At 66.8% G+C, this 23,253-nt stretch carries 35 protein-coding genes; 20 read left to right on the forward strand and 15 right to left on the reverse strand.

The window, feature by feature from the left end; genetic code table 11:
- Nucleotides 1-23: 23 nt before the first annotated feature.
- Entirely contained in the window at nt 24-173 is a 150-nt protein-coding gene (locus IEW34_RS27360) for an aa3-type cytochrome c oxidase subunit IV (RefSeq protein WP_188612404.1), read from the forward strand.
- A gap of 80 nt (nt 174-253) precedes the next feature.
- Here the strand turns inward: IEW34_RS27360 and IEW34_RS27365 are convergent, their stop codons facing one another.
- Nucleotides 254-841, reverse strand: coding sequence for a hypothetical protein (locus IEW34_RS27365; protein ID WP_188612405.1), 588 nt, complete (start codon nt 839-841; stop codon nt 254-256).
- A 270-nt stretch (nt 842-1,111) separates the two neighbouring features.
- On the opposite strand from IEW34_RS27365, the gene IEW34_RS27370 reads away from it, so the two are divergent.
- Nucleotides 1,112-1,321: a DUF2158 domain-containing protein gene (locus tag IEW34_RS27370; RefSeq protein ID WP_188612406.1), complete on the forward strand. Its 210-nt coding sequence runs from the start codon at nt 1,112-1,114 to the stop codon at nt 1,319-1,321.
- A 251-nt stretch (nt 1,322-1,572) separates the two neighbouring features.
- On the opposite strand, the gene IEW34_RS27375 is transcribed toward IEW34_RS27370, so the two are convergent.
- The 3 genes from IEW34_RS27375 to IEW34_RS27385 form a co-directional block, all read right to left on the reverse strand.
- On the reverse strand, nt 1,573-2,178 hold the full coding sequence (locus IEW34_RS27375; protein ID WP_188612407.1) for a hypothetical protein: 606 nt from the start codon (nt 2,176-2,178) through the stop codon (nt 1,573-1,575).
- The gene (locus IEW34_RS27380; protein ID WP_188612408.1) at nt 2,178-2,663 is read right to left on the reverse strand and encodes a hypothetical protein; all 486 of its coding nucleotides are present in this window, start codon (nt 2,661-2,663) and stop codon (nt 2,178-2,180) included. Before IEW34_RS27380 ends, IEW34_RS27375 begins: the two co-directional genes overlap by 1 nt.
- 102 nt (nt 2,664-2,765) lie before the next feature.
- On the reverse strand, nt 2,766-4,106 hold the full coding sequence (locus tag IEW34_RS27385) for an AAA family ATPase (RefSeq protein ID WP_188612409.1): 1,341 nt from the start codon (nt 4,104-4,106) through the stop codon (nt 2,766-2,768).
- 47 nt (nt 4,107-4,153) lie between these two features.
- On the opposite strand from IEW34_RS27385, the gene IEW34_RS27390 reads away from it, so the two are divergent.
- Complete coding sequence (locus IEW34_RS27390; protein WP_188612410.1) at nt 4,154-4,990, forward strand: hypothetical protein; 837 nt, start codon at nt 4,154-4,156, stop codon at nt 4,988-4,990.
- A gap of 62 nt (nt 4,991-5,052) precedes the next feature.
- Here IEW34_RS27390 and IEW34_RS27395 read toward each other — a convergent pair whose 3' ends face one another.
- The 11 genes from IEW34_RS27395 to IEW34_RS27440 all read right to left on the reverse strand — a co-directional run bounded on the left by IEW34_RS27395 (nt 5,053) and on the right by IEW34_RS27440 (nt 12,409).
- On the reverse strand, nt 5,053-6,180 hold the full coding sequence (locus IEW34_RS27395; protein ID WP_188612411.1) for a DUF7146 domain-containing protein: 1,128 nt from the start codon (nt 6,178-6,180) through the stop codon (nt 5,053-5,055).
- Nucleotides 6,181-6,185: 5 nt separating this feature from the next.
- Entirely contained in the window at nt 6,186-6,539 is a 354-nt protein-coding gene (locus IEW34_RS27400; RefSeq protein ID WP_188612412.1) for a hypothetical protein, read from the reverse strand.
- Entirely contained in the window at nt 6,540-6,770 is a 231-nt protein-coding gene (locus IEW34_RS27405; RefSeq protein ID WP_188612413.1) for a hypothetical protein, read from the reverse strand. It lies immediately after the preceding gene.
- Complete coding sequence (locus IEW34_RS27410; RefSeq protein ID WP_188612414.1) at nt 6,767-9,478, reverse strand: DNA methyltransferase; 2,712 nt, start codon at nt 9,476-9,478, stop codon at nt 6,767-6,769. Before IEW34_RS27410 ends, IEW34_RS27405 begins: the two co-directional genes overlap by 4 nt.
- A 100-nt stretch (nt 9,479-9,578) precedes the next feature.
- The gene (locus IEW34_RS27415; RefSeq protein ID WP_188612415.1) at nt 9,579-9,953 is read right to left on the reverse strand and encodes a winged helix-turn-helix domain-containing protein; all 375 of its coding nucleotides are present in this window, start codon (nt 9,951-9,953) and stop codon (nt 9,579-9,581) included.
- Nucleotides 9,953-10,531: a hypothetical protein gene (locus tag IEW34_RS27420; RefSeq protein ID WP_194446531.1), complete on the reverse strand. Its 579-nt coding sequence runs from the start codon at nt 10,529-10,531 to the stop codon at nt 9,953-9,955. The genes IEW34_RS27415 and IEW34_RS27420 overlap by 1 nt, the downstream gene beginning before the upstream one ends.
- Before the next feature lie 4 nt (nt 10,532-10,535).
- Nucleotides 10,536-10,985, reverse strand: coding sequence for a hypothetical protein (locus IEW34_RS27425; RefSeq protein ID WP_188612417.1), 450 nt, complete (start codon nt 10,983-10,985; stop codon nt 10,536-10,538).
- Nucleotides 10,982-11,476 (reverse strand): GcrA family cell cycle regulator, encoded by a 495-nt coding sequence (locus tag IEW34_RS27430; protein WP_188612418.1) that lies wholly within the window; start codon nt 11,474-11,476, stop codon nt 10,982-10,984. Before IEW34_RS27430 ends, IEW34_RS27425 begins: the two co-directional genes overlap by 4 nt.
- Complete coding sequence (locus tag IEW34_RS27435) at nt 11,473-11,973, reverse strand: phage regulatory CII family protein (RefSeq protein WP_188612419.1); 501 nt, start codon at nt 11,971-11,973, stop codon at nt 11,473-11,475. Before IEW34_RS27435 ends, IEW34_RS27430 begins: the two co-directional genes overlap by 4 nt.
- A 65-nt stretch (nt 11,974-12,038) precedes the next feature.
- On the reverse strand, nt 12,039-12,170 hold the full coding sequence (locus IEW34_RS30980) for a hypothetical protein (RefSeq protein WP_280516338.1): 132 nt from the start codon (nt 12,168-12,170) through the stop codon (nt 12,039-12,041).
- The gene (locus IEW34_RS27440) at nt 12,170-12,409 is read right to left on the reverse strand and encodes a hypothetical protein (protein WP_188612420.1); all 240 of its coding nucleotides are present in this window, start codon (nt 12,407-12,409) and stop codon (nt 12,170-12,172) included. The genes IEW34_RS30980 and IEW34_RS27440 overlap by 1 nt, the downstream gene beginning before the upstream one ends.
- A gap of 72 nt (nt 12,410-12,481) precedes the next feature.
- On the opposite strand from IEW34_RS27440, the gene IEW34_RS27445 reads away from it, so the two are divergent.
- The 17 genes from IEW34_RS27445 (at nt 12,482) to IEW34_RS27525 (ending at nt 23,019) form a co-directional block, all read left to right on the forward strand.
- Nucleotides 12,482-13,177, forward strand: a complete 696-nt coding sequence (locus tag IEW34_RS27445) for a LexA family transcriptional regulator (protein ID WP_188612421.1) — start codon at nt 12,482-12,484, stop codon at nt 13,175-13,177.
- Between the two features lie 263 nt (nt 13,178-13,440).
- Nucleotides 13,441-13,914 carry a hypothetical protein gene (locus IEW34_RS27450; protein WP_188612422.1) on the forward strand — a complete coding sequence of 158 codons (474 nt, stop codon included), beginning with the start codon at nt 13,441-13,443 and terminating at the stop codon, nt 13,912-13,914.
- A complete protein-coding gene (locus IEW34_RS27455; RefSeq protein WP_188612423.1) occupies nt 13,914-14,174 on the forward strand; it encodes a hypothetical protein in 261 nt (86 codons plus the stop codon). Before IEW34_RS27450 ends, IEW34_RS27455 begins: the two co-directional genes overlap by 1 nt.
- Nucleotides 14,161-14,586: a hypothetical protein gene (locus tag IEW34_RS27460; protein WP_188612424.1), complete on the forward strand. Its 426-nt coding sequence runs from the start codon at nt 14,161-14,163 to the stop codon at nt 14,584-14,586. The genes IEW34_RS27455 and IEW34_RS27460 overlap by 14 nt, the downstream gene beginning before the upstream one ends.
- Nucleotides 14,583-15,623, forward strand: coding sequence for a PD-(D/E)XK nuclease family protein (locus tag IEW34_RS27465; protein ID WP_188612425.1), 1,041 nt, complete (start codon nt 14,583-14,585; stop codon nt 15,621-15,623). The genes IEW34_RS27460 and IEW34_RS27465 overlap by 4 nt, the downstream gene beginning before the upstream one ends.
- Nucleotides 15,623-16,681 (forward strand): AAA family ATPase, encoded by a 1,059-nt coding sequence (locus IEW34_RS27470; protein ID WP_188612426.1) that lies wholly within the window; start codon nt 15,623-15,625, stop codon nt 16,679-16,681. Before IEW34_RS27465 ends, IEW34_RS27470 begins: the two co-directional genes overlap by 1 nt.
- A gap of 12 nt (nt 16,682-16,693) precedes the next feature.
- Complete coding sequence (locus IEW34_RS27475; protein WP_188612427.1) at nt 16,694-17,041, forward strand: hypothetical protein; 348 nt, start codon at nt 16,694-16,696, stop codon at nt 17,039-17,041.
- Entirely contained in the window at nt 17,034-17,231 is a 198-nt protein-coding gene (locus IEW34_RS27480; RefSeq protein ID WP_188612428.1) for a hypothetical protein, read from the forward strand. The genes IEW34_RS27475 and IEW34_RS27480 overlap by 8 nt, the downstream gene beginning before the upstream one ends.
- A gap of 6 nt (nt 17,232-17,237) precedes the next feature.
- Nucleotides 17,238-17,585 (forward strand): hypothetical protein, encoded by a 348-nt coding sequence (locus IEW34_RS27485; RefSeq protein WP_188612429.1) that lies wholly within the window; start codon nt 17,238-17,240, stop codon nt 17,583-17,585.
- A 2-nt stretch (nt 17,586-17,587) separates the two neighbouring features.
- Nucleotides 17,588-18,148, forward strand: coding sequence for a J domain-containing protein (locus IEW34_RS27490; RefSeq protein WP_188612430.1), 561 nt, complete (start codon nt 17,588-17,590; stop codon nt 18,146-18,148).
- Nucleotides 18,145-20,226 carry a DNA cytosine methyltransferase gene (locus tag IEW34_RS27495; RefSeq protein ID WP_244642253.1) on the forward strand — a complete coding sequence of 694 codons (2,082 nt, stop codon included), beginning with the start codon at nt 18,145-18,147 and terminating at the stop codon, nt 20,224-20,226. Before IEW34_RS27490 ends, IEW34_RS27495 begins: the two co-directional genes overlap by 4 nt.
- A complete protein-coding gene (locus tag IEW34_RS27500; protein WP_244642254.1) occupies nt 20,223-20,654 on the forward strand; it encodes a thermonuclease family protein in 432 nt (143 codons plus the stop codon). The genes IEW34_RS27495 and IEW34_RS27500 overlap by 4 nt, the downstream gene beginning before the upstream one ends.
- The gene (locus tag IEW34_RS27505) at nt 20,651-20,899 is read left to right on the forward strand and encodes a hypothetical protein (RefSeq protein WP_188612431.1); all 249 of its coding nucleotides are present in this window, start codon (nt 20,651-20,653) and stop codon (nt 20,897-20,899) included. Before IEW34_RS27500 ends, IEW34_RS27505 begins: the two co-directional genes overlap by 4 nt.
- Entirely contained in the window at nt 20,892-21,803 is a 912-nt protein-coding gene (locus IEW34_RS27510) for a DUF5131 family protein (protein ID WP_188612432.1), read from the forward strand. Before IEW34_RS27505 ends, IEW34_RS27510 begins: the two co-directional genes overlap by 8 nt.
- Nucleotides 21,800-22,204 (forward strand): hypothetical protein, encoded by a 405-nt coding sequence (locus IEW34_RS27515; RefSeq protein WP_188612433.1) that lies wholly within the window; start codon nt 21,800-21,802, stop codon nt 22,202-22,204. The genes IEW34_RS27510 and IEW34_RS27515 overlap by 4 nt, the downstream gene beginning before the upstream one ends.
- The gene (locus IEW34_RS27520) at nt 22,194-22,472 is read left to right on the forward strand and encodes a hypothetical protein (protein ID WP_188612434.1); all 279 of its coding nucleotides are present in this window, start codon (nt 22,194-22,196) and stop codon (nt 22,470-22,472) included. Before IEW34_RS27515 ends, IEW34_RS27520 begins: the two co-directional genes overlap by 11 nt.
- A 4-nt stretch (nt 22,473-22,476) precedes the next feature.
- Complete coding sequence (locus IEW34_RS27525) at nt 22,477-23,019, forward strand: DUF1653 domain-containing protein (RefSeq protein WP_210324604.1); 543 nt, start codon at nt 22,477-22,479, stop codon at nt 23,017-23,019.
- Nucleotides 23,020-23,253 lie beyond the last annotated feature (234 nt).

Raw genomic sequence — 23,253 nt, forward strand, 5'->3', positions numbered from 1 at the left:
CGCCAGCAAAAGGAGGCGTTGGAATGGCAGAAGCACAGGTCGCCGCTGAAAAGTCCGGAGGCATGGACTACCCGGAGCACGAGAAAACCTATCGACGCTTCATCACGTTTTCCAAGTGGAGCGTCATCCACATCGTCGTGATCCTGGCGCTGATGGCGATGTTCCTTCTGTAGATGGCGCCATCGGCGAACTAGTTCGCCGCTTGCTTCGCCGCATCGTTAAAGGTCAAGCGAATATCGGGCTGAGATCCCGGTCACCGCCGCGTGCGCATGGCCTTCGCCATCGCCGCCGGGAAGGCCACTCGCACCTCGGCGAGCATCGAACGCCTGAAGTCCTCGACGAAGGGGACGTCCTTCTTGATGCGAGCCATCGGCGCGAGCTTGTACATGAGCTCGAGACGCTTGGCCTTGCCGCGTCCGGTCTCCTGGAAGATCAAGTTTCCCTTGCGCACCGAGCGCTTGAGCATGCTGGGCTTCTGGTTGGCGGCGACGCCGCGAGCGGTGCGGCGGACGCGGGCGGTCGGGATGGCGAGCATGCCGCGCGCCGGACGCTTGGTGCCGCCCCTGGCATGGAGGCCGAGGTGAGCGCGGCCCATGCTGTCGAAGATCGCGCCCTCGAGCTTGCCCTTCGTCGCCGTCTCCACCCGCAGCGCGGCGGAGAGGAACGACCGGTTGCGCACCGTCACGCTCTTAGGCCAGGTCTCGGTGACGAGCTTCTTCCTGGTGTTGAACAAAGCGGTGTTCAGCGCCCCTGCGAGAGCGAACGGCACCTGATCAGCAGCGCCACCGATCTGCCGTGACGCGCGCTCAAAGTCGCGCAGGTCGAACTTGATGTCGATCATCGATCCCCACTTCGCCGTCGCAGCGCCTCTATCGCAGCCACGGGCAGCAGCACGACGTACAGGCCAGCTGCGAGGATGACGGCGGCTACGGTCCTCGCTGCCTCAAAGGCCGGGGACGTCGGGCGGTGCGCATTCATGCTCCGCCTCACGCCAATCGCACCGGTCCGCCTGTGGAAAACGGGTCTATCCCCACAAACCTAAGCGCAGGTCACCGCGGGTGTGCTCCGACGCGTCTACAATCCCTGCGTTGATTCGACGAAGGAGGGGCACATGTCCCAGAAGTTCCAGACCGGCGATTTGGTGAGGCTGAGATCCGGGGGGCCGACCATGACGATCGTCCAAGTGATCAAATCATTTGGAGGTGGTGAAAGTGACGTGAGGTGTAATTGGTTCGCGGAGGCCAAAGGCGAGCAGAAAGTCAGCGAGAGCGTCTTTCCGATGGCTGCCCTTGAAGCAGCCAGCAAGCCCAGCGACGAATAATCTCTGCTAAGCAGGGGGGACAAGCACGTCTTGTCCCTCCGCTGTCCCTGTGTCCCTGCCCTGTAGGTCGAGATAACCTTGAACCGTCGAGCCTTGTAAGCGGAGGTCTATATAGGCCTCGACGCTTACCGATTAGCGGCGATCACAGGGGCCTGACGGCCCTGCTCTCTGCTACGGACACAATGTTGGCTGATCTGTGCGCGTGTATGCGCTCCGCGTAGTGGTTACGTCAACTGCCTAAGATTTAATCGTTACGCTTCAGCGCTATCGCCTGTGGGCCGTTTCGCGTTGGCGCGCAATACCCTTGCAGCGAGTTCGTCAACCGCCTGAAGTTTCACACTGCTCAGAAATTCGGCGTAAGTTTTTGCCCTGCCACCGAGGATCTTGGCATCGACGCGCTGCGATCGGTAGGCGCGATTCACCTCGGCGAGCGCACCCGAACGCTGGCGCTCGGCAATCAACTCGTCGACGCGGCGGAGCGCTGCGCAGACGCGATCGGCGACTATGTTGTGGGCCGTGAGAGGCGAGCGAGCGGCCTTGGCCGCGGCTGTGATCGCCGCATTGGCCTCGTCCGGGGATGCGCGGAACCAGGCTGACAGAGGCCGGCCAAGGCGCGATGCGACAGCTTCGGTCTTTGCGGCCGCCATCCAATAGACCGGGCCGACCTCGACCGCCTGCTGATTGCCGTTGCGCAGGTCGGCGAGCCGTCGCGCCGGGTCTCGCACGATGTCGATCCGAACAGAGCCAGCCGACGACATCTCGGTGACGAACACCGCGATCAGGTCGAAGGCCCTCAGGTATCGCTGGACCAGCGACCGCAGGTGCCCGCCGAACAGCGGGTCGATGTTCTGCCCCATCAGAAAACCGGCCTCCGCAAGGCATTGAGATCGTCGACGATGATCTGAAGCCCGGCCAGAATGACGTCGGCCTCCTCCCCGTGCGGCCGCTCGGCAACCTGGGCTTCGACCCAGCGGCGGACGTGCGGCAACAGGTCGGGCCGTCGACGCCCCAGGATCAGCATCCAGTCGAGCGCGGCCTCCATGGCGGCGACCTGCTGCGAGGTGGCCTGCATCTTCACGCGGTTTCGTTCGCGCTCGCGATCCTGGGCGGCCTGCTGATCCTCGGCCTGGGCCAGCAGGTCGGCCCAATCGTGGACATAGGTCGGCCAGGGCGTGCCGTAGCCGAGCTTGATGCCGGTCAGGGGCATCATGCGCAGGGTCTCGAAGCCCTCGACGAGACGGCGGCCGACGTGCTCGGGCGTCCAAACCGGGGGGATGTAGTCGTCGGGAGGCGGTACGCCGTCGAGTGGGTGCCAGGCGTAGAGAGGGTCGTCATTCATCATGCCGAGCGCACCGAGGACAGGGACAAGGACAGGGGACGCAGCACGAGCGTGAGGGACAGAATGTAGCCCAGGCCAGGGACGCTCACGCGATGAGCAGGGACATCAGAACGGGAGATCATCGGGTAGGTTGTCCCTCTGCTCGTCGTCCGGTGGCGGCGACCTGACTTGCTCGGCCTGGTCGACGTTGAAGATTCGCTTCCAGGTGCGCCACACCCACTCCTCATCCTTGCCGATGAACTCGGCCGGCATGAGCTTCTCGACGGCCCGGTCGCGCGCCTTTTTCACCCGCTCTTTCAGCGTCTCTGGATCGTCCTCGGTCTTGGCCAGGCGCATCCACTCGTCGCGCCATTCGGTGACCGTCACGCACTTGGCGCCGTCGGGCGCGCGGACATCGTCGCCGTCAGGGACGCGGCCATAGCGGGTGATCGCCTCCTGCAAGGCACGCATTGCCATCTCAAGGTTGGGCCGGAGATACCATCGGCCATCGACGGTCCGCCGCGGGCCCTTGGCGCCCGACAGCTGGTCCTTGGTCGAAGTCGCCTCGGTTTCTGCCGGCGGCTCGGTCACGCACGAGGTGATGTTGTCGCCGTCATGGTCCTGCCCCAGGACGACCTGCCGTAGGACGAAGCGCCAGGTCAGGCCCTGCTCGCCCTCGCGCTGCTTCGTGACCTTGGCGAAGCGGATTGGCCGGCCGTTGTCGTCGCGAACCTGCACCACCTCGCGGCCCTCGCCGCGCGTCAGCCAGTCGATGTCGATCGTCGTCTCGAAGTCGCCGGTGAGCGAGCCGTGCCCGCGCGGCCGCCCGCCGCCGGCCGGCTTGTGGTGCACGACGACGACGGCGCAGCCGCAGCGCTCGATGATGCGCATCACCCGGCCCTTGACGCGTGAGACGTCCTCGCCGGCGTTCTCATTTGCACCGGGCGTGGCGGCCGAGAAGGTGTCGAGCACGACGAGGCCCAGCGGATGGCAGAAGGTCGACGCCCAGTGCTCGATCTCCTTGATCAGGAGCTCGGTGTCCTCGTCGGTGGTGAACAGGTCGGCCCGGCGGGTCAGCACGACCATGTCGATCGGCTCATCCGCGCCGAGCTGGTGGTGAAGCGCATAGGCGCGCTGGCGCGCCATGAACCCCTTGCCGCCCTCGAAGGCGCAGTAGACGACGCCGGCCTGGGCCACCTTGTGCCCATGGAACGGGATGCCGCGCGCGATGCAGAGCGAGAGCGTCTGCACGCCATAGGACTTCCCAGTCTGGGGTGCGCCGTAGACGAGGATGGCCTCGCGCTTCGGGATGATCCCCTTCACCAGCCACTGGTAGGGCTGCGCCTCCTTGAAGGCGTCCGACCAAGTCCGGGCACCGAAGGTCGACCGGAACGGCGGCTGCATCATGCGCAGCGTCTCGGCCTCGAAATCCTCAAATGCCTGGATAACTCGCGTGTGCGCGTTCATTGCACAGCTCCGGCGTGCAAGCCTTCGTAATCGAGTCGGGGGACAAGATGAGCAGGAACGACCAGGGACTTGCCGCGGCATTTCTCGCTGTAACCGTTGGCGTCGCGGTCGCCCTGGCCATCATGAACGACATCACTGCGCCAATCTGTGCGATGAAGAAGATGCAGGATGCGGCGGGCGACAAGGCGCCGGTGTTCGGCTGTTTGGAGTTTTGGCTCAACCGCTATCAGGCCGCGATTGGCGGTGGCTTGGCGCTCCTGGCCGCGTTCATCGGTGGTCGCTATGCGCTCATGGCCGCCGAGCGCAGCGCCGAGCCTGGGCGGCAGCAGCTGGCTTTGAGCCGCCAGCAAATTGCCGCCTCCGCATTGCCCGAACTGCGCAACGAGCTCGATCTCATCGCGGATGAGGGTCGGAGCTTTAGTAGCCTCCGTCAATGCATCGAAAAGCTCAGGCACTTGGCTGAAGACGAGCAGGTATCTGTTGATCAATCCAACGTGATAGGTGTCTACGCTAGATTTTCTCAGACGTGCGGCACCATGGTTGGGGCGTGTATGAATATTGAAGCGCTGGTGGACAAAAGCCCATGGGGCCCAATGCAAGATAAGTCCAGACTGAATTTGGCTCGCAAATATATCGCGTTGGCGAAAAAAATCGAACTTCAACTCGATAGCATTGCTAGCAACCGCAGTTATGCCAAGGCATGGGATGGCGAGTTCGAGCAACTGAGGCTTGAAGGAATCAAGGAAAACATACTTCGCTCCTTCGAACGCTTTGCCCCCGATATTGCCGAAGCTGACAACATTCGAGACCTCAGAAGAACAGCGATAATGAGAAATATCGAAAGCATCATCCTGCAGGTCGGAACCGCTCACGCGAATAAATGATCCCTTCCGTCGGGCGCTAATCTCGCCGCCACACCCTGTCGCCGCGGCCGGGAAGTCGGACATCAGCTCCTCCGGACGATCTGCAATTGGTCGTTCCAATCGGTGTCGACGGGCGCCATGGACACGAACACGCGGCGCTCGAGCTCACGGAACCGACGGCCGGCCACCACCAGGCGCGCGCGCGTCATCACCTGCTCGCTGTCGCCATCGCCCAGCAGCCTCACCTCCTCGACCTGGTCGGGCAGGATGACGCCCGGCCGGTCGTGGTCCGGCTCGCCGTTCGGGATCAGGTACGGCTTTCCGTCGGGCCGCTTGCGCGTCGGGTGAGGCACGGTGCCCGTGCTGCCGCCGGCGAGGTTGCCCAGGCTGACCGCCGAGGCGATCGCCCAGCTCTCATCGACGAGGCCGAGCTCGTAGGCAGATTGGGAGGTCTCGATCCCCTCGCCCATCGCCAGCTTCTCCGCCATCGGCGAAAGCCAGATCAGCCCGCCGCCCGCCTTGCCGAACACCTTCTTTGCCTTGTTCCTGGTCTGGTCGCCGGGCGGCCGCAGCTTCGCCGGGCGTTCCGGATCGAGGTAAGTGCGGTGGATGCCGATGACGGCGCGGTCGACGTCGCGAATGGCCGCCAGCACGGCCGGGAACTCGCCGAGGTCTGTGCCGTCGGGGTCGTCCTCATCCCGGAATCCCTGGTAGCGAAGCCGCGGCGCGAAGCGCAGGTCGGCCGACATGCGATCGATGCACTCCAGCCCGCGGGCGCGGAAATAGGCCTCGGCGTGGGTGCCGGCGATCGGCGCGGCGGCGGCGAACATGCGCTCGACGGCGGACCTGGTCTTCGCAGCCTCGGCCGCCTCCCGCTCGCGCTGCTCCCGGCAGCGCTGGGCATAGACGGCCCGCTCATCGTCGCTGACCGGCTGCACGCCGCCCAGCTGCTCGACGGCCTCACGGAATCGGACGCCGCGGAAATGCATGATGGCGTCGACGACGTCGCCGCTCTGGCCGCTGCTGAAGCAGTAGAAGCTGCCCCTGCCCTCGTCGACTTTGCAGCTGGGCGTCTTCTCGGCGTTGAAGGGCGAGAGGCACCAGCGGACGTTGCCGGCGCCGCGGAGCCGGAAACCGGCGCGCTCGAAGACCTGCGAGATGCTGGCCCGCTGCTTCAGCTCGTCGATCTGGTCGGGGCTGAAGGCAGCCATGGGGCTCACCTCGCCTGCAGCAGGTCGTCGACGATATTGCGGACGAGGGTCTCGGGATTCGGCTCCTCGCCGATCGCCTGGCAGATCAGGAAGAGCAGCTCCTCGGGGCCGGAAAGGTCGAGCCGGCGGGCCGCGCGGTGCAGCCCCTCGGTCACAGCCGGCGTCAGGGCGCGCACCAGGATGGAATTGCCGCAGGCGCCGCGCGTGCTGATGCGGAGGTCGGAGAGGTGCTTGCGGACGGCAGCCTCCGTCGCCTGGACGCGCAGGTCCGCCGCAATCTGCGGCGCGGTCATGCCCTTGCCGGCGAGGTAGGCGACCAGTCCGCTGCGCTCAGGTGTCCAGACTCGGATCGCAGGCATCTAGCGGCGCCCCCGCTCCATCTTGGCCAGCCAGTCCTTGAACTCGGACTGGAAAGGGTCGAGCCGGTCGATCAGATCGGCCGCCGCCTTCAGCTTCTTTGCCTCTTTGCTATCGATCGTCACCATGGCGTCGCCGATCCGGCCGTCGCGGAATTGGCAGTGGCGCCAGACGTCATCGATGGCGATGGCGAGCTCGTGAGGGCTGAAGCGTGGGCGGGCGAGGCTGCTCACTCTGCGGCCTCCAACGCCCGGGGTGGATCGGCAGCCACCGCGAGGAAATCGAAGAGCGTCGGAGCGTCGCCCCGCTGCGCGGCGGCCTCGGCATAGGCGACGCCATCGCGCCAGTAGTCCGCGTTGAGCTCCACGCCGATCGCCCGGCGGCCCATCTTCAGCGCGCAGTAGGGAACGGTAGCAATCCCGCAGAACGGGTCGAAGACCGTCTCCCCGGGCATGCTGAAGTCTTCAATGGCCCGGTCGACGATGTCGAACTGGAGCGGGCAAAGGTGCTGCTCCTGCCCTCTTTGGGCCTGCAGCATGTTTAGCGTGCGCATGCGCGACACGTCGGTCCGGATCGCCGGGTGGTCGGTGTGCACCGGCGTCAGGGCGAATTCGGGCGGCAGCTTGCCTTCGGCGTCGACAACCTCGGCGAACTCGACATGCACCGAGTGATCGTAGACGTGGGCGAGATTGAACTTCTTCCAGCCGCGGAAGATCGCCTTCTGGTCCATCTTGACCAGCGCGCGCAACTCGTCGGGCAGCAGCGGCCGGTCGCCGGAGGACCGCCACACGCCGTTGGCATCGATCTGCCAGCGAGCGCGGCTGTAGCCTGGGCCGGGGACGGTCCGCAGATTCCTGGCGAACGGCACGACGCGGACGCCATCGCCGACCGGCAGAGTCTTATCGGGCTGCTCCCGGTGGTCCGCGAAGCACGACGGCTTCCCTTTGACCACCGGCACGTCGGCATAGCCGTTTGCATTGTCGGACGGTGGCTTGCGGAACTCGAGCACGTATTCAGGTAGGCCGCGGCCGTGCTTCGTGCCGTCCTTGCATTGCTCGGTCCAGCCCAACCGGTAGCTGCCGGCGTTCTCTCGCACCACGTCCGTGCCGATGGTCACTCGCGCCAGGAAGGCGAAGCCGTGCTTGCGAAAGTGCGCGACGCAATCATCGGAGAACGGGCTAACGGTCTGGAACGACAGACCGGTGATGCCGCCGGGCACGATCCTGTCCTTGACGTGGATGATCGCCGCTCGGCCGGGCTTCAGGACGCGCAGGAGCTCCGGCGTCAGAAAGTCCATCTGCTGCCAAAAGTGAGCGTCGCTATCGGTGTGGCCGAAGTCGCAGAAGTTGGGGCTGTACTCGTATTGCGTCGAGAACGGGATGCTCGTCACGATCAGGTCGACGCTGTTGCTCTCCATGGAGCGCGTCTCGATCACCGCATCATTGTGGACGATCCGATATCCGTCGCCCGAGGCCTCTTTTCGCTCAACGCCCATGCCACGGCCCATTGCTGAGGCCAGCGCCTGCTCGGCGAGGCCATATTGCTTGATGATTTCGGACATGCGCGCGGCCTGCTCGTCGAACTGCCGCCACCGGCGCTCGAGGCTGCGGCGGGTCTCGCGCTCGGCCTCGGTGTAGATCAGGTCAAGACGCACATGGCCGGTCTGGCCAAATCGCTGTGTCCGGAACACCGATTGAATGAAGTCGTGGAACTTGAAGCCAATGCCGAGATAGATGTTGCGGCTGCAATACTTCTGAAAGTTGCAGCCCGATCCATTCAGAATCGGCTTGGTCGCGAGCTCCTGGAATTCGCCGCGGGCGAAGCCGACGACGCGGCGCTCGCGCTCATCGAGATCCTGTGAGCCCCAGACCGAGCGCGCCGTGGGGATGGCGCGCTCGATGGCCTGCCGCTCGGTCTCAAGGTCGTGCCAGACGATACGATGGGCGCCGGGCTCCTCGGCGCGGATCTCCATCATCTTGGCGATGCGGCCGGCGAGAGAGTTGCGCTTCTCCCGAGAGGCCTCGACCACGCCGTGCGACGAATTGGCGAGCAGGCGAAGCTGACCATCCTTCTCCTCGCCGGCTTGGCCGTGGTCCGACGGGATCTCGTGCCAACGGATGTCGAGCGGGGGCAGGTCGTAGCCGTCGTCGCTGAAGCCGAGATCCGACGGTTTCTGCACGAACAGCGCCCACGTCGACACCCACAGCCAGAACTCCTCCTCCTTGTGAGGATGAAGGGTGAGCTGGTCGGCCTTCTCGCTGTTGCGTTTGAAGAACCTGGTCTTGCCCTCCCCCACGTCGCCGACGCCGAGGAACGCCGAATACGCGAGCAGTTCGATGTACTCGTTCGGATCGGGGACGGCGGTCGCGACGAACCGGTACCGGACACCGGCATGTCTCACGCCATTGAGCCGGTCGTCGCCGGCGAAGGTCGCCATGAACTCGCGAAAGGTCTTCGTGCCGCCGAATCCGCGCAGGGTAGCGGCCTCATCCAGGCTCGCGGCCGCGAACAGCAGAGGATCGAGCTTCCCGTCGCGGATAGTCTCGTAGTTGGTCAGGTGGATGACCACGTCCTGGACGCCTGGTTCGTTCGGCGGCTCCAGTTCTCCAGCCCGGCGGATGAACTTCAGCCGGATGTTGGGGTGCCGCGCCTCCACCTCGAGGAAGAACTCGTGCTTGACGCCGAGCGGCACCACGATGAGGCCGTGGCCGCCCTCGTGGATGAGGCATTGGCGGATCACCTCGAGCTGCGTGCTGGTCTTATGGAGCCCGAAGCGCAGGAAGAGCGCGCGCCGGCCGCCACGGCATGCCCACGGCACGATTGCGCGCGTCATAGGTTTGAGCAGCGGATTGATCGTCGCGGGATCAACCTCGAAGCCGAGGGCCGGCGCGACCTTCTTCTTCGCGTCCAGGAACGAACGATAGTCGAGCGGGGCGTTCATTCGGGGCGCCTCCGATCGCCGAGCAGGAGCGCGACACCGCCGAACGCCAGCACCAGGAAGAGGGCAGCGAAGCCGATGCCGAGGATGTGCTGGTAGGTGGTCATGCCGCCACCCCGCTGGCCGCCTCGATCGCCCGGCGCAGATCAGCGCCCATGGCGAAGCCGATGCCACGGACGTTGACGATCGCCTTATCGATACCGAACGGCCTGACCTTTTTGCGAATGCGGCAGGCGTGGACGTCGATCACCTGCCCGGTGGTCTCGACCGCGCCGCAGACCACGCCGAAGAGAAGATCCCTGGCGCAGACGTCGCGCCGGTAGAGTGCCTCGACGAAGCGGCGCTCCGATACGGTCAGCCGCCACTCGATCGGGATCGGCAGCCGCGGGGCCAGCATCTCCTGGAGCTGGCGCACCTGCTCGCGCAGCTCCTCGTTCTCCTCGCGCAGGTCGGCGAGCGTGCGGTCGGGCGAGAGCATCAGGCGGACCTCGCAAATAGCGGTGTGGCAGCGGCGGCAGCGCGACGGTCGATGAGCGCGCAGCCGTAGGACCAGGTCGCCATGGCATCGGCCTGGTCGTCGTCTGCGACGTCCCAGCCGCGCATGCGGCACATGTTGATGACGGCCGACTTTCCGTTCGCCCGGGCCGTGATCTTCTTCCCGGTCAGCGGGTGGACCGTAGCCTTGAAAGTGCGATGGCCGGTGAAGTGCTGACGCACGTCCTGCACGTCGGCCATGCGCACATCGCGGACGCCGCGCAGGTGCGCCACGGACTCCGCCACCACAGCCAGGCCGTAGAGCAAGAGGGCGGTGTCGAGACTGCCGCCGATCTTGACCAAGACGGCAGGCTGCAACGGCTGCTCGATCACGATGAGACGTGGCGCTTCGAGTTTCAGCATAGCCGCCAGCCACTTCGTCAGCTCGGCCGCTCTCTCGCGTCTTGGCGCGCCCCTCTCGCCTAGAGGAAGCGAGCCGCAACGTGGGCGGCTACCGACCGGGCCAATGGCCCACCCGGACGCAGTTGCCAGGTCGAGAGCGAGCACGACGGGCGCGGTCATAGGGTCAGTGCTCGGTCGCTTCCGCGTCGCCGCGCAAGAAGCGTGGCCGGACGTCCTCGCCATCCTCTTCGTCGTCTTCGTCGCCGCCTTCGGTCAGATCATCCAGGGCGGCGCCATCCGCGTTGCGCTTCTCCGCGCGATCTACGGCCGCCTGCCCCAGCGGAAGGTCGGCCAAATCGCCGATGGCGCTGCGGATCATGTCGACAGTGTCTTGCTGCTCCGGCTCAAGGTCGTCGCGCTTCTTCTTCGCCTTCCGCTCCAGCTCACGGATAGCAACGACCGTCTTCAACTCTTTCTTGGGGATCCCGCTGTCCTTGGCTCTATCGTAATAGCCGTTGATCAGCTCCCTCTGCTTCTTGTTCCAGGCCATGTGCTCGGCCTGTTTGGAGCGCATTTCAGTTTGCAAGCGCTCGATATCGGTGACGAAGCGCTTAGCCTCAGTGTTGGGGATCATGCTGCTGCTCCTGGCTGCGCCTGCCGCAGACCGGCCGGCGTGTAGGCGCGGCTGACGTGCTCCGCGCAATAGAACGGGGTGAAACGCGTCCTGGGATGCAGCACGCGCTTGCCGCAGAACCGCAGCGGCTGCCCGCTGGGTCGGTCGAGCGGCCACCGGCAGTGGCACGGCTCCAGCTCGGTTATGGTGCGCGGCCCGAACGTCGGCTCGGCGCGCTTGGCCGGACGCCATGCTGCGAGATCGATGGGCTCGACATCGTCGACAACCCTGGCCGGCACCGCGGCGGCGGGTGCCACCGGCTTGCTCGGCCTCGGTCGCGCCTTCGTCCGGCTGACGCGGCCGTTGAGAACGCGGTCCAGCTTTCCGGCGACGGCACCCTTGGTGACGCCCAGGGTCGCGGCGATGTCGTCGAAGGTCTTGCCCTGGCTGCGGAGGTCGACAGCCAGCGCCACGCGTTCCTTGGTCCAGCCGGCGGCAGCGGAGATGCTCATGCGCGCCGTCCCTTGCGCGCCCGTGCCTTCAGGCCCTCGAGGACCTTGTGGGTCTCCATGCAGGCATCGCGCGCCTCCGGGATCATGTCCTCGGCCTCGACCGCCGAGACGGCGCCGTCGCGCATGGCAACGCCCATCTTGAACAGAAGCTCGCCGACATCGCGCATGACGGGCGCGGCTCCGTCGTGCAGCGTCTGCAACGGCTGGTCGATCGCCTCCTTAGGGATGGCGACATAGCCGAGCGCGTCGGCATAGGCGTGAAGGAAAGCCGGCGCACCGCCGGCGGCCACCGTCGCGGCCTCGACCTCGTAGAGGACGTCTGCCGGAGGGTAAGCCGTCTCATGAACCAGGCCGTAGCGCGACAGCAGCGCCGGCCCGACGCGGGTGATGCCAGCGCGATCGACGGCGGTCCCGCCTCCAAGGGCGTTCAGCAGCTCGCGCCAGGCGGCCTTGAACTGCGAGAAGGGCAAGGTGCGCCCACGGTCCTCGACGTTCATTCCCTGTTCCCTTTTCGATTTGAGATGACGCACCGCACCATTCGGCGGCATGTTCTCGACGCGACCTAAGCCGTGGGGCCGCGCAGCAGCCGGCGCCCGCCGGCGAATAGGAAGCTGGTGATCAGGAGAGCGCCGAACGCGCAGACAAGCGCGCGCAGCTCGGGCTCGCGCAGGACGGCGAGGAGGACCGGCAGCATCAGGCGGCCTCCGGCGAGGGAAGCTTGCCGCGCGACCGCGCAAACATGACCGCCAAGGATTCGTACGTGATCGCCTCGACGCCGAGCTTCTCAGCCTCCGAAACAACCGTGGGCCAATACTCGGCGGGGATGGAGTTGCGCGCCTTCATCGTGCGCGCATGACTGTCGGGCACGCCTACCGCAGCCCCGAACTTCACCGGGCCGCCAAGCGCATCGATCACTTCGGCAAACGAGTTCATAGCAAATCGCTACAACAAGTAGCGATTGCCGTCAACACGGCATGTAGCGATATCGTCGCTACAATGCGTAGCATGGATGCCGACGACAAGCGCAGGGCCGAGCAGGGAAAGCGGTTAGCCGATGAGCGCCGCGCTGCTGGCTATCGATCCGCCCGCGAAGCCGCGTTGAAGCACGGCTGGCCGGAGAGCACCTACCGCGCGCACGAGAAGGGCACCCGCACTATCGGCCAGGACGATGCCGAACGGTACGGCCGTGCATTCAGCCCACCCCGTGGGCGGCAGATCGCACGTCAAATCTTGTTCGGCACGACGATCGAGCAGCTGGCCGACGATTTGCCGGAAGAGGTCCCGGTGGTCGGCAAGATCGGCGCCGGCGGATCGATCGAGACGTCCGACGAACAGCTGATCGATCCCCTCTACGTGATCAAGACACCGTTCGCGGTCCCGCGCGATGCCATCGCGTTTGAGGTCGTGGGCGAAAGCATGTGGCCGCGCTACGACGCCGGAGACGTGATCATCTGCTACCGCCACAGCATCGATCCGGAAGCGATGGTCGGCTGGGAAGCCGCCGTCATGACGTCCGACGGAAACCGTTACCTGAAGCGCGTTCTACGCACACCGGAGCCGGGAAGGTATGACCTCGAGAGCCATAACGCTCCTCCTATGCGCGCCATGCGATTGAGCTGGGTCAGCGCTGTCTCTGCCGTCGTTCGCGCATCCGAGGTTCATCGCCGCAAGGCACCCGTGCGATTGAAGCGCAGCGCCTGAAAGTAGCCGGCGCCCTTTGCGCCCGGCCTCGCGCGGATCGTAGGGCTCCTACCGTAGTGGTTATGTCTACGGTCCAGAACTAGCACCAACCGAACACATAAGCGCTCCCTTAAGGTCGCTTATGCAGGGCTCCCTTGCCGCGCGAGGCGCTTCGCTTTTGTGGCGACTCGCAAATGTCGTGTCAACGAAAATCGCTACACCATGTGTTGACATAAATCGCTACAAGGCGTAGCTATTCCTTCAGTCGATCACTGGAGGCAGCCATGCCGCTACCCCTCACCACCAATGTCCGGAGGCGCAACCGCTACCAGGAGTGCGTGCGCAGGGCCGAGAAGTTCGCCGGTCGCGCCCGCTACCTGTGGAAGCGCGGCGGGCGCGCCGGGCAGGACGTCCTGCTCAGCACCCTCTGCGCTGACGCCGCCTATTACCTGGGCGAGGCGGCGAAGGAGCGGCAGGGCGACGCTTGGCTAGCCGCGTTCGGCGGCATCGAGAACGCGGCGCCGAGCAAGCGGCTCAGGCAGAAGGCGTTCCGGCGGCTGGCTCGGTCTCTGGGCTTCGCCGTCCGCAGCTTCGTTGTGCCGGCTCACGACGGCGAGCATCTCGAGCTTCGGGGCCTCGTGCTGGTCGGACCGGTCGGGCTGAAAACCTTCGTCCCGATCGACGGCGACGGTCGGATGGCCGTCGCGGCGATCCCGCGCGACCGCTCGACGTTCGCCGAGCTGGCGAGGGTCGCGTGATGGCGCAGAAGCGCTTCGCGATGAACGGCGTCGAGCTCGGCGACGACGAACTTCCGGTTGGCCCGACGCCCGCGCCGATGGCTGACGCCCTACCCGCCTCCGTCGTCGAAGCTCTACGCGCTGGGCTGATCCAGCAACGAGCGTGGATCCAGCACTGGCGTGCGGACAAGGCCTGCGGGCTGCCGCCGACCGACGACAGCCTTGCCGATGCCGAAGCCCAGATCACTCAAGCCCTGGAGCGCCAGCATGCACCCGCGTGACCTCCCCCGCGTGCCGCGGTTCGCCGTCGGCGCCACACCCCAGGTGATGGCCGAGAAGCTCGTCGCCTTCGATGCCGACCTCGACGATATCTCCGACGTCCAGCGGGTGCTCTGGCACCACGGCTATTACCCCAGCCGGCGCGAGATCACCGAGGCCGCCGCCATCGCCCGCGCCACCAAGGCCAGCGAAGGCAGCCTGTTCGGCATCGTCATGGCGGCCGTCGTCGGCGTCGTCCTGTTCGCTCTCGGCATGCTTCTCGTCGGACCGGCCCAGGCGGCGCAGAGCGTCGCCTACGAGGCCGCCCGCATCTACGCGCTGCTGGCCGCGCTGGCCGTCGGCATCGTCCTGGTCATCGCGCTCGCCCTCGACATGGCGGCGCGGCGCCGGACCGCGAAGGAGAAGCGGCCATGACGTTCGAACCTATCGGCGCCGCTGCTGCACGCGTCGTGTCGAAGATCGCGCCGATTGCGCTCACCGAGCCCGGACGCGTCCGGGAGCCCGGCTGGTACGACATGCCGGCCGGCGTCTATCACGCTGACCCGGCGCCGGAGCCTAGCCTCTCGAGCTCGGTCGCCAAGGTGCTGATTGACCGCTCGCCGCGGCACGCCTGGGAGATGCACCCCCGCCTCAATCCGAGCGCAGTCGCCGACGGCGATCCGACGCGGCCGAAGGAGATCGGCACGGCGGCCCACAAGCTCATCCTCGGACGCGGCCGAGACCTCGTCGTCATCGAGGCCGAGGACTACAAACGCCAGGCGGCGCGCGACCAGCGGGCCGAGGCTTACCAGCTCGGTCGCGCGCCGATTCTTCGCTGCGACCTGGACACGGCCGAGGCGATCGCGGTTGCGGCACAACGCCAGCTCATAGAAATCCCCGGCTGCGCCGGTTTCGCCGGCGCCACCACCGAGCTTGTCGCGATCTGCCGGGATTTGACCGGCGCTTGGCTCCGCATCGCTATCGACGCCTTCGAGGACCACGGCACTCACGCTGTGATCTGGGATGTGAAAACGGGCGAGCAGCCGGCAGCGCCGGAGGGCCTTGGCCGCCGCATCGCGGGTATGGGCATGGAAGTGCAGGCGGCTCTCTATGAGCGCGCCGTGCTCACGCTCCGGCCCGAGTTGGCGGGCCGGCTGACCTTTCGCTGGCTGTTCATCGAGAATGACGATCCGCACATGGCGGTCGTCTCGGAGCTCGACAACGTCGGCCTGGGCGTCGGCCGCAAGAAGGTCGCCGCCGCCATCGGCGCCTGGAACCGCTGCATGGCGGCGGGGCAATGGCCCGGCTACCCCGCTTCGATCGTGATCGCCGAATACCCGCCCTATGCCGAGGCGGCGTGGCTGGCTCGCGAGCTGACCGACGGCAGCATCGCTGCGGCGCTCAATGATCCCTTCCTCAACCGCTCGCCATGGGCCGCCGCGCCCAGCAGGCCAATCGTCGAGGCATGCTGATGACGTTCTCCTTCAAGCCGGCGAGCACCTTCGCCGATCGCGTTGGTCTGTTCGTCACCCTGACCGGATCGACGAATTCTGGGAAGACGTTCTCGGCGATGCGCCTGGCGCGGGGAATTGCCGGGCCGAACGGCAAGATCGCGGTGCTCGATACCGAGGGCGGCCGCACGCTCCACCTGCGCAACGATTTCAAGTTCGACGCCGCGCTGATGCAGCCGCCGTTTCGGCCAGCGCGCTTCGCTGAGGCGGCCCAGGCCGCCGAGGAAGCCGGCTACGACGTGCTGGTGATCGACAGCTTCAGCATGGAATGGACGGGCATTGGCGGCGTGCTCGACTGGCAGGCCCAGGAGCTGGAGCGGATGGCAGGAAATGACTTCCGCAAGCGCGAAAAGGCCAAGATGCGGTCTTGGGTGGAGCCGAAGGTTGCCCACAAGGCCATGGTCTATTCGTTCCTGCAACGGACGATGCCGATCATCTTCTCTATTAGAGGCGAGGAGTCGATTAAGCCGGGCGAGGATGGCGACAAACCACAGAAGAACTTCAAGCCGGTCTGCAACAACCAATTCCCCTACGAGGTGACGGTCAGCTTCAGGCTGGAGTCGGACCGGAAGGGCTACATCGACCTGTCCGACCCGAAGAGCTGGAAGATGGAGGGGGCGCACCAAGCCATCTTCCGCCACGGCGACCGGATCAGCGAAGAGCACGGCGCCGCGCTGGCGGAGTGGGCCCGCGGTCATGCAGCCGGGATGCAGCCGCCAGACGGCACCGCGCCGGCTGGCGACCTGGTGGAGCGCGCCACCGCCGCCGCGATGCAAGGCATGACCGCCTATCAGTCCTTCTTCGGCGGCATCACCCGGGCGGAGCGCGCGACGCTGACCGCCGATGGAACGCACGACCAGATGAAACAGACGGCTGCTGCCGCGGATGAGCGGCCCGCCAACCCCATCACCTTCGGGTCACAAGAACCCGCCGCACCGGTCTCCGCGGCGGAGGGCGCCGGGGCCGATCTCCCCCCTCCGGCCTCGGCGCCGTCATTTGAACCGGCTGGCGAGCCGTAGGAGCGCGCGTCCATGAAGCAGGTCACCCTTACTAAGTATCGCGCCTTCGATGGCAGGGACTTCGACAGTGCCGACGAATGTCGGGCGCATGAGCGCGCGAACTCGTCCGGCGCCCTGGTCGGCCTGACCCTCGAGCAGGTCGAGGCCGCGATCGTGCGGACCGACGCCTCGCTTGCCGACGCGATCGAGGAGGTCGCCAAGCGCATCACGCGGGCGCGGCTCGATGCTGGCGAGCGCCGGCGAAGGCCGCGGGGGCAAGCGGCGGCCGACGGCGCCACGCCGGAGATCGTCGACGCGGTCTCGGGCGAGATCACCAAGGGCCCCGACGAGCTGATCGATGGGGTCCCGGCCAATGTCTGAGGAGACGCTCCTGTCCGCGGCGCGCCGCGTGGTGCGCTTCTTCTCCATCGACGAGGCGCACGGCGGATTGACCAGCGTCGAGACGCTCCAGGCGGTCGAGACCCTCGACAAGCAGGTCCGCATCGAGGCCGCACGGCAGGCCTCTGCGGCCGCCGGCATCACGACCGAACCTCCCGAGCAGAAAGGCTGACCCCTCATGGACGAGCAGATTGCGCCGGACGCCGCCGCGCTCGACACGAACGGCTGGGAATGGGCCGTCGTCGAGATCTTCGGGCGCCGCCGCCACGCCGGCCGGACCCGCGAGGAAGAGCGCTTCGGCGCCAAGATGCTGCGCGTCGACATCCCCGTTGACGGCGACCCGTCAAAGGGCTGGGAGACCCACTATTACGGCGGCGCGAGCATCTTCTCCTTCACGCTGACGGACGAGGCCTCCGTCCTTCGCGCGAACAAGCCCTACGAGTCCCCGTATCGGAAGTCGCTGCCGGCCCCCGTCGACGACATCGACGACGCCGAATTCGATCACGACGTCGACGGGCCGGTCTGACGATGACGACCGCCTTCCCGCTCGCCTGGCCCACGACAATCCCGCGATCGAAGAACCGCGAGGCCGGCGCGTTCAGGACATCGCTCGCCGGCGCCCTCGACAATGTCGAGACCAGCCTGCGCGCCTTCAGCCGCGATAGCGGCGAGGCGGTGAGCGGCATCGTGCTGTCTTCGAACGTCTCGCTTGGCGTCCAGAAGCCAGCGGACCCGGGCGTCGCGGTCTGGTTCGTCTGGGATGGCATTCAGATCTGCATCCCCGTCGACCGGTACCAGACGCCGGCCGCCAACCTGCAGGCCATCCACCACGTGCTCGAGGCGCGGCGGACCGAGTTGCGCCACGGCACCCTCGCGCTCGTGCGCGCCAGCTTCCAGGGCTTCGTGGCGCTCCCGCCGCCCCCGCATTGGTCGGAGACGCTCGGCATCGGCCGCGATGCGCCCCGGCAGCAGATCGAATCCGCCTTCCGCGCCCGCGCCAAGGCCGCACATCCCGACGCCGGCGGCAGCGCTGATGCCATGGCAGCGCTCAACGCGGCGCGGGATCAAGCTTTGAAGGATAGCCAGTGAACGCCCCGACGATCGACGTTGACATCCCCGTCGCGCACTTCTTCTGCGGCGTCGGCGCGGGCGCGAAAGGCTTCAATCGCGGCCACGCCCGTGTGGGGCAGCTGCGCGCGAAGTTCCGGTGCATCGGCGGCATCGATGTCGACCCCGGCGCCATCCGCAATTTCGATCGCATCGCCGGGGTCAGGGGCACGGTGCTCGACCTCTTCAGCCGCCAGCAATATGTCGCCTTCCACGCCAAGGAGCCGCCGCCGGGTTGGCGCGAGGCGACCATCGTCGACATCCATCGGGCCTTCAACAACGAGCGGCCGCGGATCGTCTTTCTCTCGGCGCCGTGCAAGGGCTTCTCTGGACTTCTGAGCGAATCGACATCGCTCACCGACAAGTATCAGGCACTCAACGCTCTCACGCTCCGCGGCGTCTGGCTCATGCTGGAGGCTTACAAGGATGATCCGCCGGACCTGATCGTCTTCGAGAACGTGCCGAGGATCCTGGTGCGCGGCCGCCGGTTGCTCGACCAGATCGCTGCGCTGTTCCGGTCATATGGCTACGAGTGGGCAGAGACCACGCACGATTGCGGCGAGATCGGCGGATTGGCGCAGAGCCGCAAGCGCATGCTCGGCGTCGCGCGCCACCGCGAGAAGGTGCCCAATTTCCTCTACGAGCCCCTGAAGCTGCCGCTGCGCGCCGTCGGCGATGTCCTCGGCAAGCTGCCGCTGCCCGGCGACATCGAGCGCGGCGGCCCGATGCACCGCATGCCGGCTCTTCAATGGAAGACATGGGTTCGCCTTGCGTTCGTCGAAGCCGGCGCGGACTGGCGCAGCCTCAACAAGCTGCGGGTCGAGAACGGCATGCTCGCAGACTTTGGCCTTATGCCGCCCGGACCGCTCCGCAACGGCGCTTTCGGCGTCGTGGATTGGGCCAACAGCGCCGGAACCGTCCAGGGCGAGTCTTTGCCGAGCAACGGCCGCTTCGCGGTCGCCGACCCGCGGCCCGAAGAAGCGGGCTGGCAGTCGAGCGTGCTGGGCGTGCAGCAGTGGGACGGTACGTCCGGGGTTATAGCCGGCAGGAGCAGCCCGACGAATGGCGCCTTCTCGGTCGCGGATCCGCGGATCGATGGGCACGAGCGCTCTGTTCAGCTCGGCGTGCGCCGTTGGGACCAGACCGCCGCGGTCGTCAAGGGCGACGTCTCGGTCGGGACCGGCCCCTATGCGGTGAGCGACCCGCGTCCGCAGCGCAAGGTGTTCAACAACATCTTCCGCATCGTGCCATGGGGCGCCCCTTCGCCGGCGGTCGCCGGCCCGGGCGGCGCGGCCGGTGGCGTCGCCGTCGCCGACCCGCGGGCCGCCGCTGGGTTTGGCGGCAAGGGCAAGTACAAAGTTAGCCGGTTCGGCGAGCCGGCCGGAACGGTCATCGGCGCCAGCACCACGGGTCAAGGCGCGTTCGCGCTCGCTGATCCCCGCCCTGGCTACGGCCCGTCGACGCATCACAACATCATCCAGGTGCACGGCTGGGGCGAGACGTCGAAGACGGTGACCAGCGGCACGCATCCGTCCGGCGGCGCGCTATCGGTGGCCGATCCGCGGCCGACCGGGCTCAACCGCGGTGGACGCGAGGGCTATGCCAGCCAGGGGCACTACGGCGTGCAGGCCTGGGACGGCACGAGCGGCGCCGTGCCGGCCTACGCGAAGTACGACCGCGGCGCGTGGGCCATCGCCGATCCTCGGCCGACGCCTCCGTCCGAGATCGAGGCGCTGCCGGAACCGGACACGCACCTGGTCGCGATGATCCAGGCACTCGACGGCACATGGCACCGGCCGTTCACGACGCTGGAGCTGGCGGCTCTCCAATCCCTGGTCGACCCGGACGAGATATTCACGCTCGAGGGCAAGAGCGACAGCCAGGCGCGCGAGTGGATCGGCAATGCCGTGCCGCCGGCGGCTGCCGAGGCCATCGCCGGCGTCATGGGGCGGACCATCCTTCTCGCCATGTCGGGCGAGACGTTCATGCTCTCGTCTGAACCGATCTGGGTCCGCGACGTGGCCGTAGCCCTTTCCGTGGATACCGGAGTTGCCCTGTGAAGTTGCGTACCGCCCTCCTCTTCCTCGCCCTCGCCGCCACGCCAGCCACCGCGGAAAGCGTCGACGGCCGCCGCATCACCATTATAGATGGCGACACGATCGCCCTGCCCGCCGCATCGCCCGGAGCGCGCCAGGAGCGCGTGCGGCTCCTCGACATCGACACGCCGGAAACCTGGCAGTCCCGCTGCGAGGACGAACTCGCCGTCGGCCTGATTGCCAAGCAGCGCCTGCGCGAGCTGCTGGCCAGGCCGGTCACCGTCGAGCGCCACGGGCAGGACCGGTACCGCCGCACGCTCGCCCGGCTCTACGTCGGCGGGCGCGAGGTCGGTGCCGTGCTGCTGAGCGAGGAGCTCGCCGTCCGTTGGCGGCCCGGGCGCGACGCCTGGGAGCAGCGGCTTGCGCACTGGTGCCCGAGGGGGGCGCGATGAGGAGCAGCCGGCCCGACGTTCGCAATCCCGTGCTCGCGCTGCCCGGCGCGCGCCGCATCGCTTCCCTGTCGCCGGAGGCCCGCGAGGCGTTGGCGGAGATCATGGCCGACATCGGCGCAGACGCCCGCGCTCGCGCTCAGGAGAGCTGGCGAAAGAACAAGGGCCCGATGGCCGCCTACTGGAAAGCCGTCGGCGCCTACGCCGGCCACATACGCCGCGCACTGCGAGGAACCGCCCATGGCTGAGACAACTGGCATCAGCTGGTGCGACCACACTCATTCACCATGGGTGGGCTGCAGCAAGGTCTCGCCCGCGTGCGACGGCTGCTACGCCGAGCATCTAATGGACACCCGCATGGGCCGCGTCGAGTGGGGCCGTCCCGGCTCCGGCGCAGGCACGCGGTCGCGGACGAGCGCAGGCTACTGGCGCCAGCTCCTACGCTGGAGCGATGACGCCAAGCGCGTCGGCCGCCGCGCGACCGTCTTCCCCTCGCTCTGCGACCCCTTCGACAACCAGGTCGATCCGGCTTGGCGGCGCGAGTGGTTCGACCTGATCCGTCAGGCCGACGGCATCGTCATGCTGATGCTGACCAAGCGGCCCCAGAACATCCTGCCGCTAGTAGAGGTTGCCGGCGGGTTGCCGCGCAACGTCGCGCTGGGGACGACGGTCGAGGATCAGAAGCGGGCCGACATCAATGTGCCGGCGCTCGTGCTGTGCGGGCTCGACCCGCTGTTCTTTTTCGTGTCGTGCGAGCCGCTGCTCGGACCGATCAACCTCACAAACATACGGCCGCCGGGCCCCGGCATCGCCGGCGCCAACCTCCTTTGGAAAACCACGCTGCGGCCGCGGATCGGCTGGGTGATCGCCGGTGGCGAAACCGACCAGGGCACCCACAAGGCGCGGCCAACGCATCCGGCCTGGGCCCGCGGCCTGCGCGATCAATGCGCAGCCGCTGGGGTTCCATTCCACTGGAAACAGCACGGGGAATGGATCGGCGCGCCCGATGCGTGGAACCTGGCCGAAGGCAGCAGTGCGTATGACGACTGCGCATACGACTTGGAGGCCGATGCCGTGCGCGTCGGCAAGAAGCGCGCCGGCCGGCTGCTGGACGGGGTCGAGCACAACGGCATGCCGGAGGATGCCGCATGACGTCTGACCCCCAAGCCCTCCGCGCCACCGTAGAGGCCTCCCGCGGCCCGCTTGATGACGAGACACTCGGCCGCGTGATCTGCGCGATCATGGGCGTGGAGTTTTCGAGGGCGCCAGCATGGGGCTCGGACAAGCAGATTGCTGTCTACGGCCAGCACGACAGCACGCCTGTCTGGCACGGCCCCCGCCACCTCGCCCCTGACGTCTCCATCGACGCCGCCGTGGGGCTGGTGGAGCGGGGCCGCCCCGGCTGGCGTTGGGTGGTCGACAGCGACGGTATGGCGGCTCTCTGGTCGACTGACGAGACAGGTTACGCCGCGGGCGAGGAGCCGTGCACATCGCCCGCCCTTGCCCTCATCGCCGCCCTGCTGCGCGCCAAGGAGGCTGAGCATGACGCCTGATCAGCGCGAATTGGCTCGCCATGCCCTTGGGCTGCCGAATGATCGGCGACGCTCATATCGCAATCGGTTCTTCGTCAATAGCCGTGGAGTTCGGGCACAGCCGGGTACCTACGGAGCATGGATGGATCTGGTTGCGAGCGGAGACGCCATGCATGAGCCAGCCGCGCCCGGCAAGTCGCTGGACCTCTTTTGGCTCACCAGGACCGGCGCCGAGAAGGTGCTCGGAAAAGGCGAGCGTCTCGACCTTGAGGATTTTCCCAATGACTGAGCCCATGCCTGACAACAAGCGCACCGCCAGCGGCGATTGGCGGCACGTCAAGCGCGGTGGCCTCTACGATGTGGTCGGCCTCGCGCAGGTCCAGACAACGGACGAGCTGACGGATTATGAGGTCGTCGTCGTCTACCGTTCCAAACACGATGGCGAGCTGTGGGTGCGTCGCAAGTCGGAGTTCTACGACGGTCGGTTCGAGCCACTTCCAGCCGCCCCCCATCCCCCGGAGCCGGTGGGGTACGTGACTAAGACCGGCCTCCGCAATTGGATGGAGGGGAACCACGAACCGGCGCAGATCATCCTAATGAGGTCAGGCGGCGAACTGCGTGCCCCCATCTACACCGCCCCGCCCGACCTCGCGGCGCGGCTCGCCGAGACAGAGCGCGAGCGGGATGCCGCCGAGGCGCGCGTGCGGGGGCTTGAAGCTCTGATCGATACCATAGCTGTGTCGATCAAGGACGACTTCCCATTCATGGAAATCGAAATCCGGTCGAAGGTCGCCGCCCTCCAGCCGCAGGCCGCCGGCGATGGAGGGTCGAAGTGATGCGATGGCTTCTCGGGCTGTTCGGCTACCGTATTGAGTACGGGTGCGATTGGGGCTTCTACGAACACCGCTACGACGCAATAGACTTCCACATCGGCCGCCCGATCCACCGGGATATGAGCGTCGCACCGCCGTGGGCCAAGGCTCGCATAGTACGCGCCACCCCCACCAGCGCAGGGAGGGGGTAGGATGGCAGTCATTCTCCCTCGGCGCACGCTCGATGCGCAGGGCCGC

The sequence above is a fragment of the Chelatococcus reniformis genome, assembly GCF_014640075.1.
In the GTDB taxonomy this organism is placed as follows: domain Bacteria; phylum Pseudomonadota; class Alphaproteobacteria; order Rhizobiales; family Beijerinckiaceae; genus Camelimonas; species Camelimonas reniformis.

What these genes read in the sequence shown, in the direction of transcription:
- IEW34_RS27480 (WP_188612428.1), top strand. Translation starts at nt 17,034, where the DNA reads ATGTCTGAGGAGACGCTCCTGTCCGCGGCGCGCCGCGTGGTGCGCTTC.
- IEW34_RS27455 (WP_188612423.1), top strand. Translation starts at nt 13,914, where the DNA reads ATGGCGCAGAAGCGCTTCGCGATGAACGGCGTCGAGCTCGGCGACGAC.
- IEW34_RS27510 (WP_188612432.1), top strand. Translation starts at nt 20,892, where the DNA reads ATGGCTGAGACAACTGGCATCAGCTGGTGCGACCACACTCATTCACCA.
- IEW34_RS27445 (WP_188612421.1), top strand. Translation starts at nt 12,482, where the DNA reads ATGGATGCCGACGACAAGCGCAGGGCCGAGCAGGGAAAGCGGTTAGCC.
- IEW34_RS27450 (WP_188612422.1), top strand. Translation starts at nt 13,441, where the DNA reads ATGCCGCTACCCCTCACCACCAATGTCCGGAGGCGCAACCGCTACCAG.
- IEW34_RS27365 (WP_188612405.1), bottom strand. Translation starts at nt 841, where the DNA reads ATGATCGACATCAAGTTCGACCTGCGCGACTTTGAGCGCGCGTCACGG.
- IEW34_RS27430 (WP_188612418.1), bottom strand. Translation starts at nt 11,476, where the DNA reads ATGAGCATCTCCGCTGCCGCCGGCTGGACCAAGGAACGCGTGGCGCTG.
- IEW34_RS27520 (WP_188612434.1), top strand. Translation starts at nt 22,194, where the DNA reads ATGACGCCTGATCAGCGCGAATTGGCTCGCCATGCCCTTGGGCTGCCG.
- IEW34_RS27485 (WP_188612429.1), top strand. Translation starts at nt 17,238, where the DNA reads ATGGACGAGCAGATTGCGCCGGACGCCGCCGCGCTCGACACGAACGGC.
- IEW34_RS27390 (WP_188612410.1), top strand. Translation starts at nt 4,154, where the DNA reads ATGAGCAGGAACGACCAGGGACTTGCCGCGGCATTTCTCGCTGTAACC.
- IEW34_RS27410 (WP_188612414.1), bottom strand. Translation starts at nt 9,478, where the DNA reads ATGAACGCCCCGCTCGACTATCGTTCGTTCCTGGACGCGAAGAAGAAG.
- IEW34_RS27525 (WP_210324604.1), top strand. Translation starts at nt 22,477, where the DNA reads ATGCCTGACAACAAGCGCACCGCCAGCGGCGATTGGCGGCACGTCAAG.
- IEW34_RS27460 (WP_188612424.1), top strand. Translation starts at nt 14,161, where the DNA reads ATGCACCCGCGTGACCTCCCCCGCGTGCCGCGGTTCGCCGTCGGCGCC.
- IEW34_RS27420 (WP_194446531.1), bottom strand. Translation starts at nt 10,531, where the DNA reads ATGACCGCGCCCGTCGTGCTCGCTCTCGACCTGGCAACTGCGTCCGGG.
- IEW34_RS30980 (WP_280516338.1), bottom strand. Translation starts at nt 12,170, where the DNA reads ATGCTGCCGGTCCTCCTCGCCGTCCTGCGCGAGCCCGAGCTGCGCGCG.
- IEW34_RS27400 (WP_188612412.1), bottom strand. Translation starts at nt 6,539, where the DNA reads ATGCCTGCGATCCGAGTCTGGACACCTGAGCGCAGCGGACTGGTCGCC.
- IEW34_RS27380 (WP_188612408.1), bottom strand. Translation starts at nt 2,663, where the DNA reads ATGATGAATGACGACCCTCTCTACGCCTGGCACCCACTCGACGGCGTA.
- IEW34_RS27465 (WP_188612425.1), top strand. Translation starts at nt 14,583, where the DNA reads ATGACGTTCGAACCTATCGGCGCCGCTGCTGCACGCGTCGTGTCGAAG.
- IEW34_RS27440 (WP_188612420.1), bottom strand. Translation starts at nt 12,409, where the DNA reads ATGAACTCGTTTGCCGAAGTGATCGATGCGCTTGGCGGCCCGGTGAAG.
- IEW34_RS27395 (WP_188612411.1), bottom strand. Translation starts at nt 6,180, where the DNA reads ATGGCTGCCTTCAGCCCCGACCAGATCGACGAGCTGAAGCAGCGGGCC.
- IEW34_RS27370 (WP_188612406.1), top strand. Translation starts at nt 1,112, where the DNA reads ATGTCCCAGAAGTTCCAGACCGGCGATTTGGTGAGGCTGAGATCCGGG.
- IEW34_RS27490 (WP_188612430.1), top strand. Translation starts at nt 17,588, where the DNA reads ATGACGACCGCCTTCCCGCTCGCCTGGCCCACGACAATCCCGCGATCG.
- IEW34_RS27470 (WP_188612426.1), top strand. Translation starts at nt 15,623, where the DNA reads ATGACGTTCTCCTTCAAGCCGGCGAGCACCTTCGCCGATCGCGTTGGT.
- IEW34_RS27375 (WP_188612407.1), bottom strand. Translation starts at nt 2,178, where the DNA reads ATGGGGCAGAACATCGACCCGCTGTTCGGCGGGCACCTGCGGTCGCTG.
- IEW34_RS27425 (WP_188612417.1), bottom strand. Translation starts at nt 10,985, where the DNA reads ATGATCCCCAACACTGAGGCTAAGCGCTTCGTCACCGATATCGAGCGC.
- IEW34_RS27475 (WP_188612427.1), top strand. Translation starts at nt 16,694, where the DNA reads ATGAAGCAGGTCACCCTTACTAAGTATCGCGCCTTCGATGGCAGGGAC.
- IEW34_RS27505 (WP_188612431.1), top strand. Translation starts at nt 20,651, where the DNA reads ATGAGGAGCAGCCGGCCCGACGTTCGCAATCCCGTGCTCGCGCTGCCC.
- IEW34_RS27415 (WP_188612415.1), bottom strand. Translation starts at nt 9,953, where the DNA reads ATGCTCTCGCCCGACCGCACGCTCGCCGACCTGCGCGAGGAGAACGAG.
- IEW34_RS27515 (WP_188612433.1), top strand. Translation starts at nt 21,800, where the DNA reads ATGACGTCTGACCCCCAAGCCCTCCGCGCCACCGTAGAGGCCTCCCGC.
- IEW34_RS27385 (WP_188612409.1), bottom strand. Translation starts at nt 4,106, where the DNA reads ATGAACGCGCACACGCGAGTTATCCAGGCATTTGAGGATTTCGAGGCC.
- IEW34_RS27360 (WP_188612404.1), top strand. Translation starts at nt 24, where the DNA reads ATGGCAGAAGCACAGGTCGCCGCTGAAAAGTCCGGAGGCATGGACTAC.
- IEW34_RS27435 (WP_188612419.1), bottom strand. Translation starts at nt 11,973, where the DNA reads ATGAACGTCGAGGACCGTGGGCGCACCTTGCCCTTCTCGCAGTTCAAG.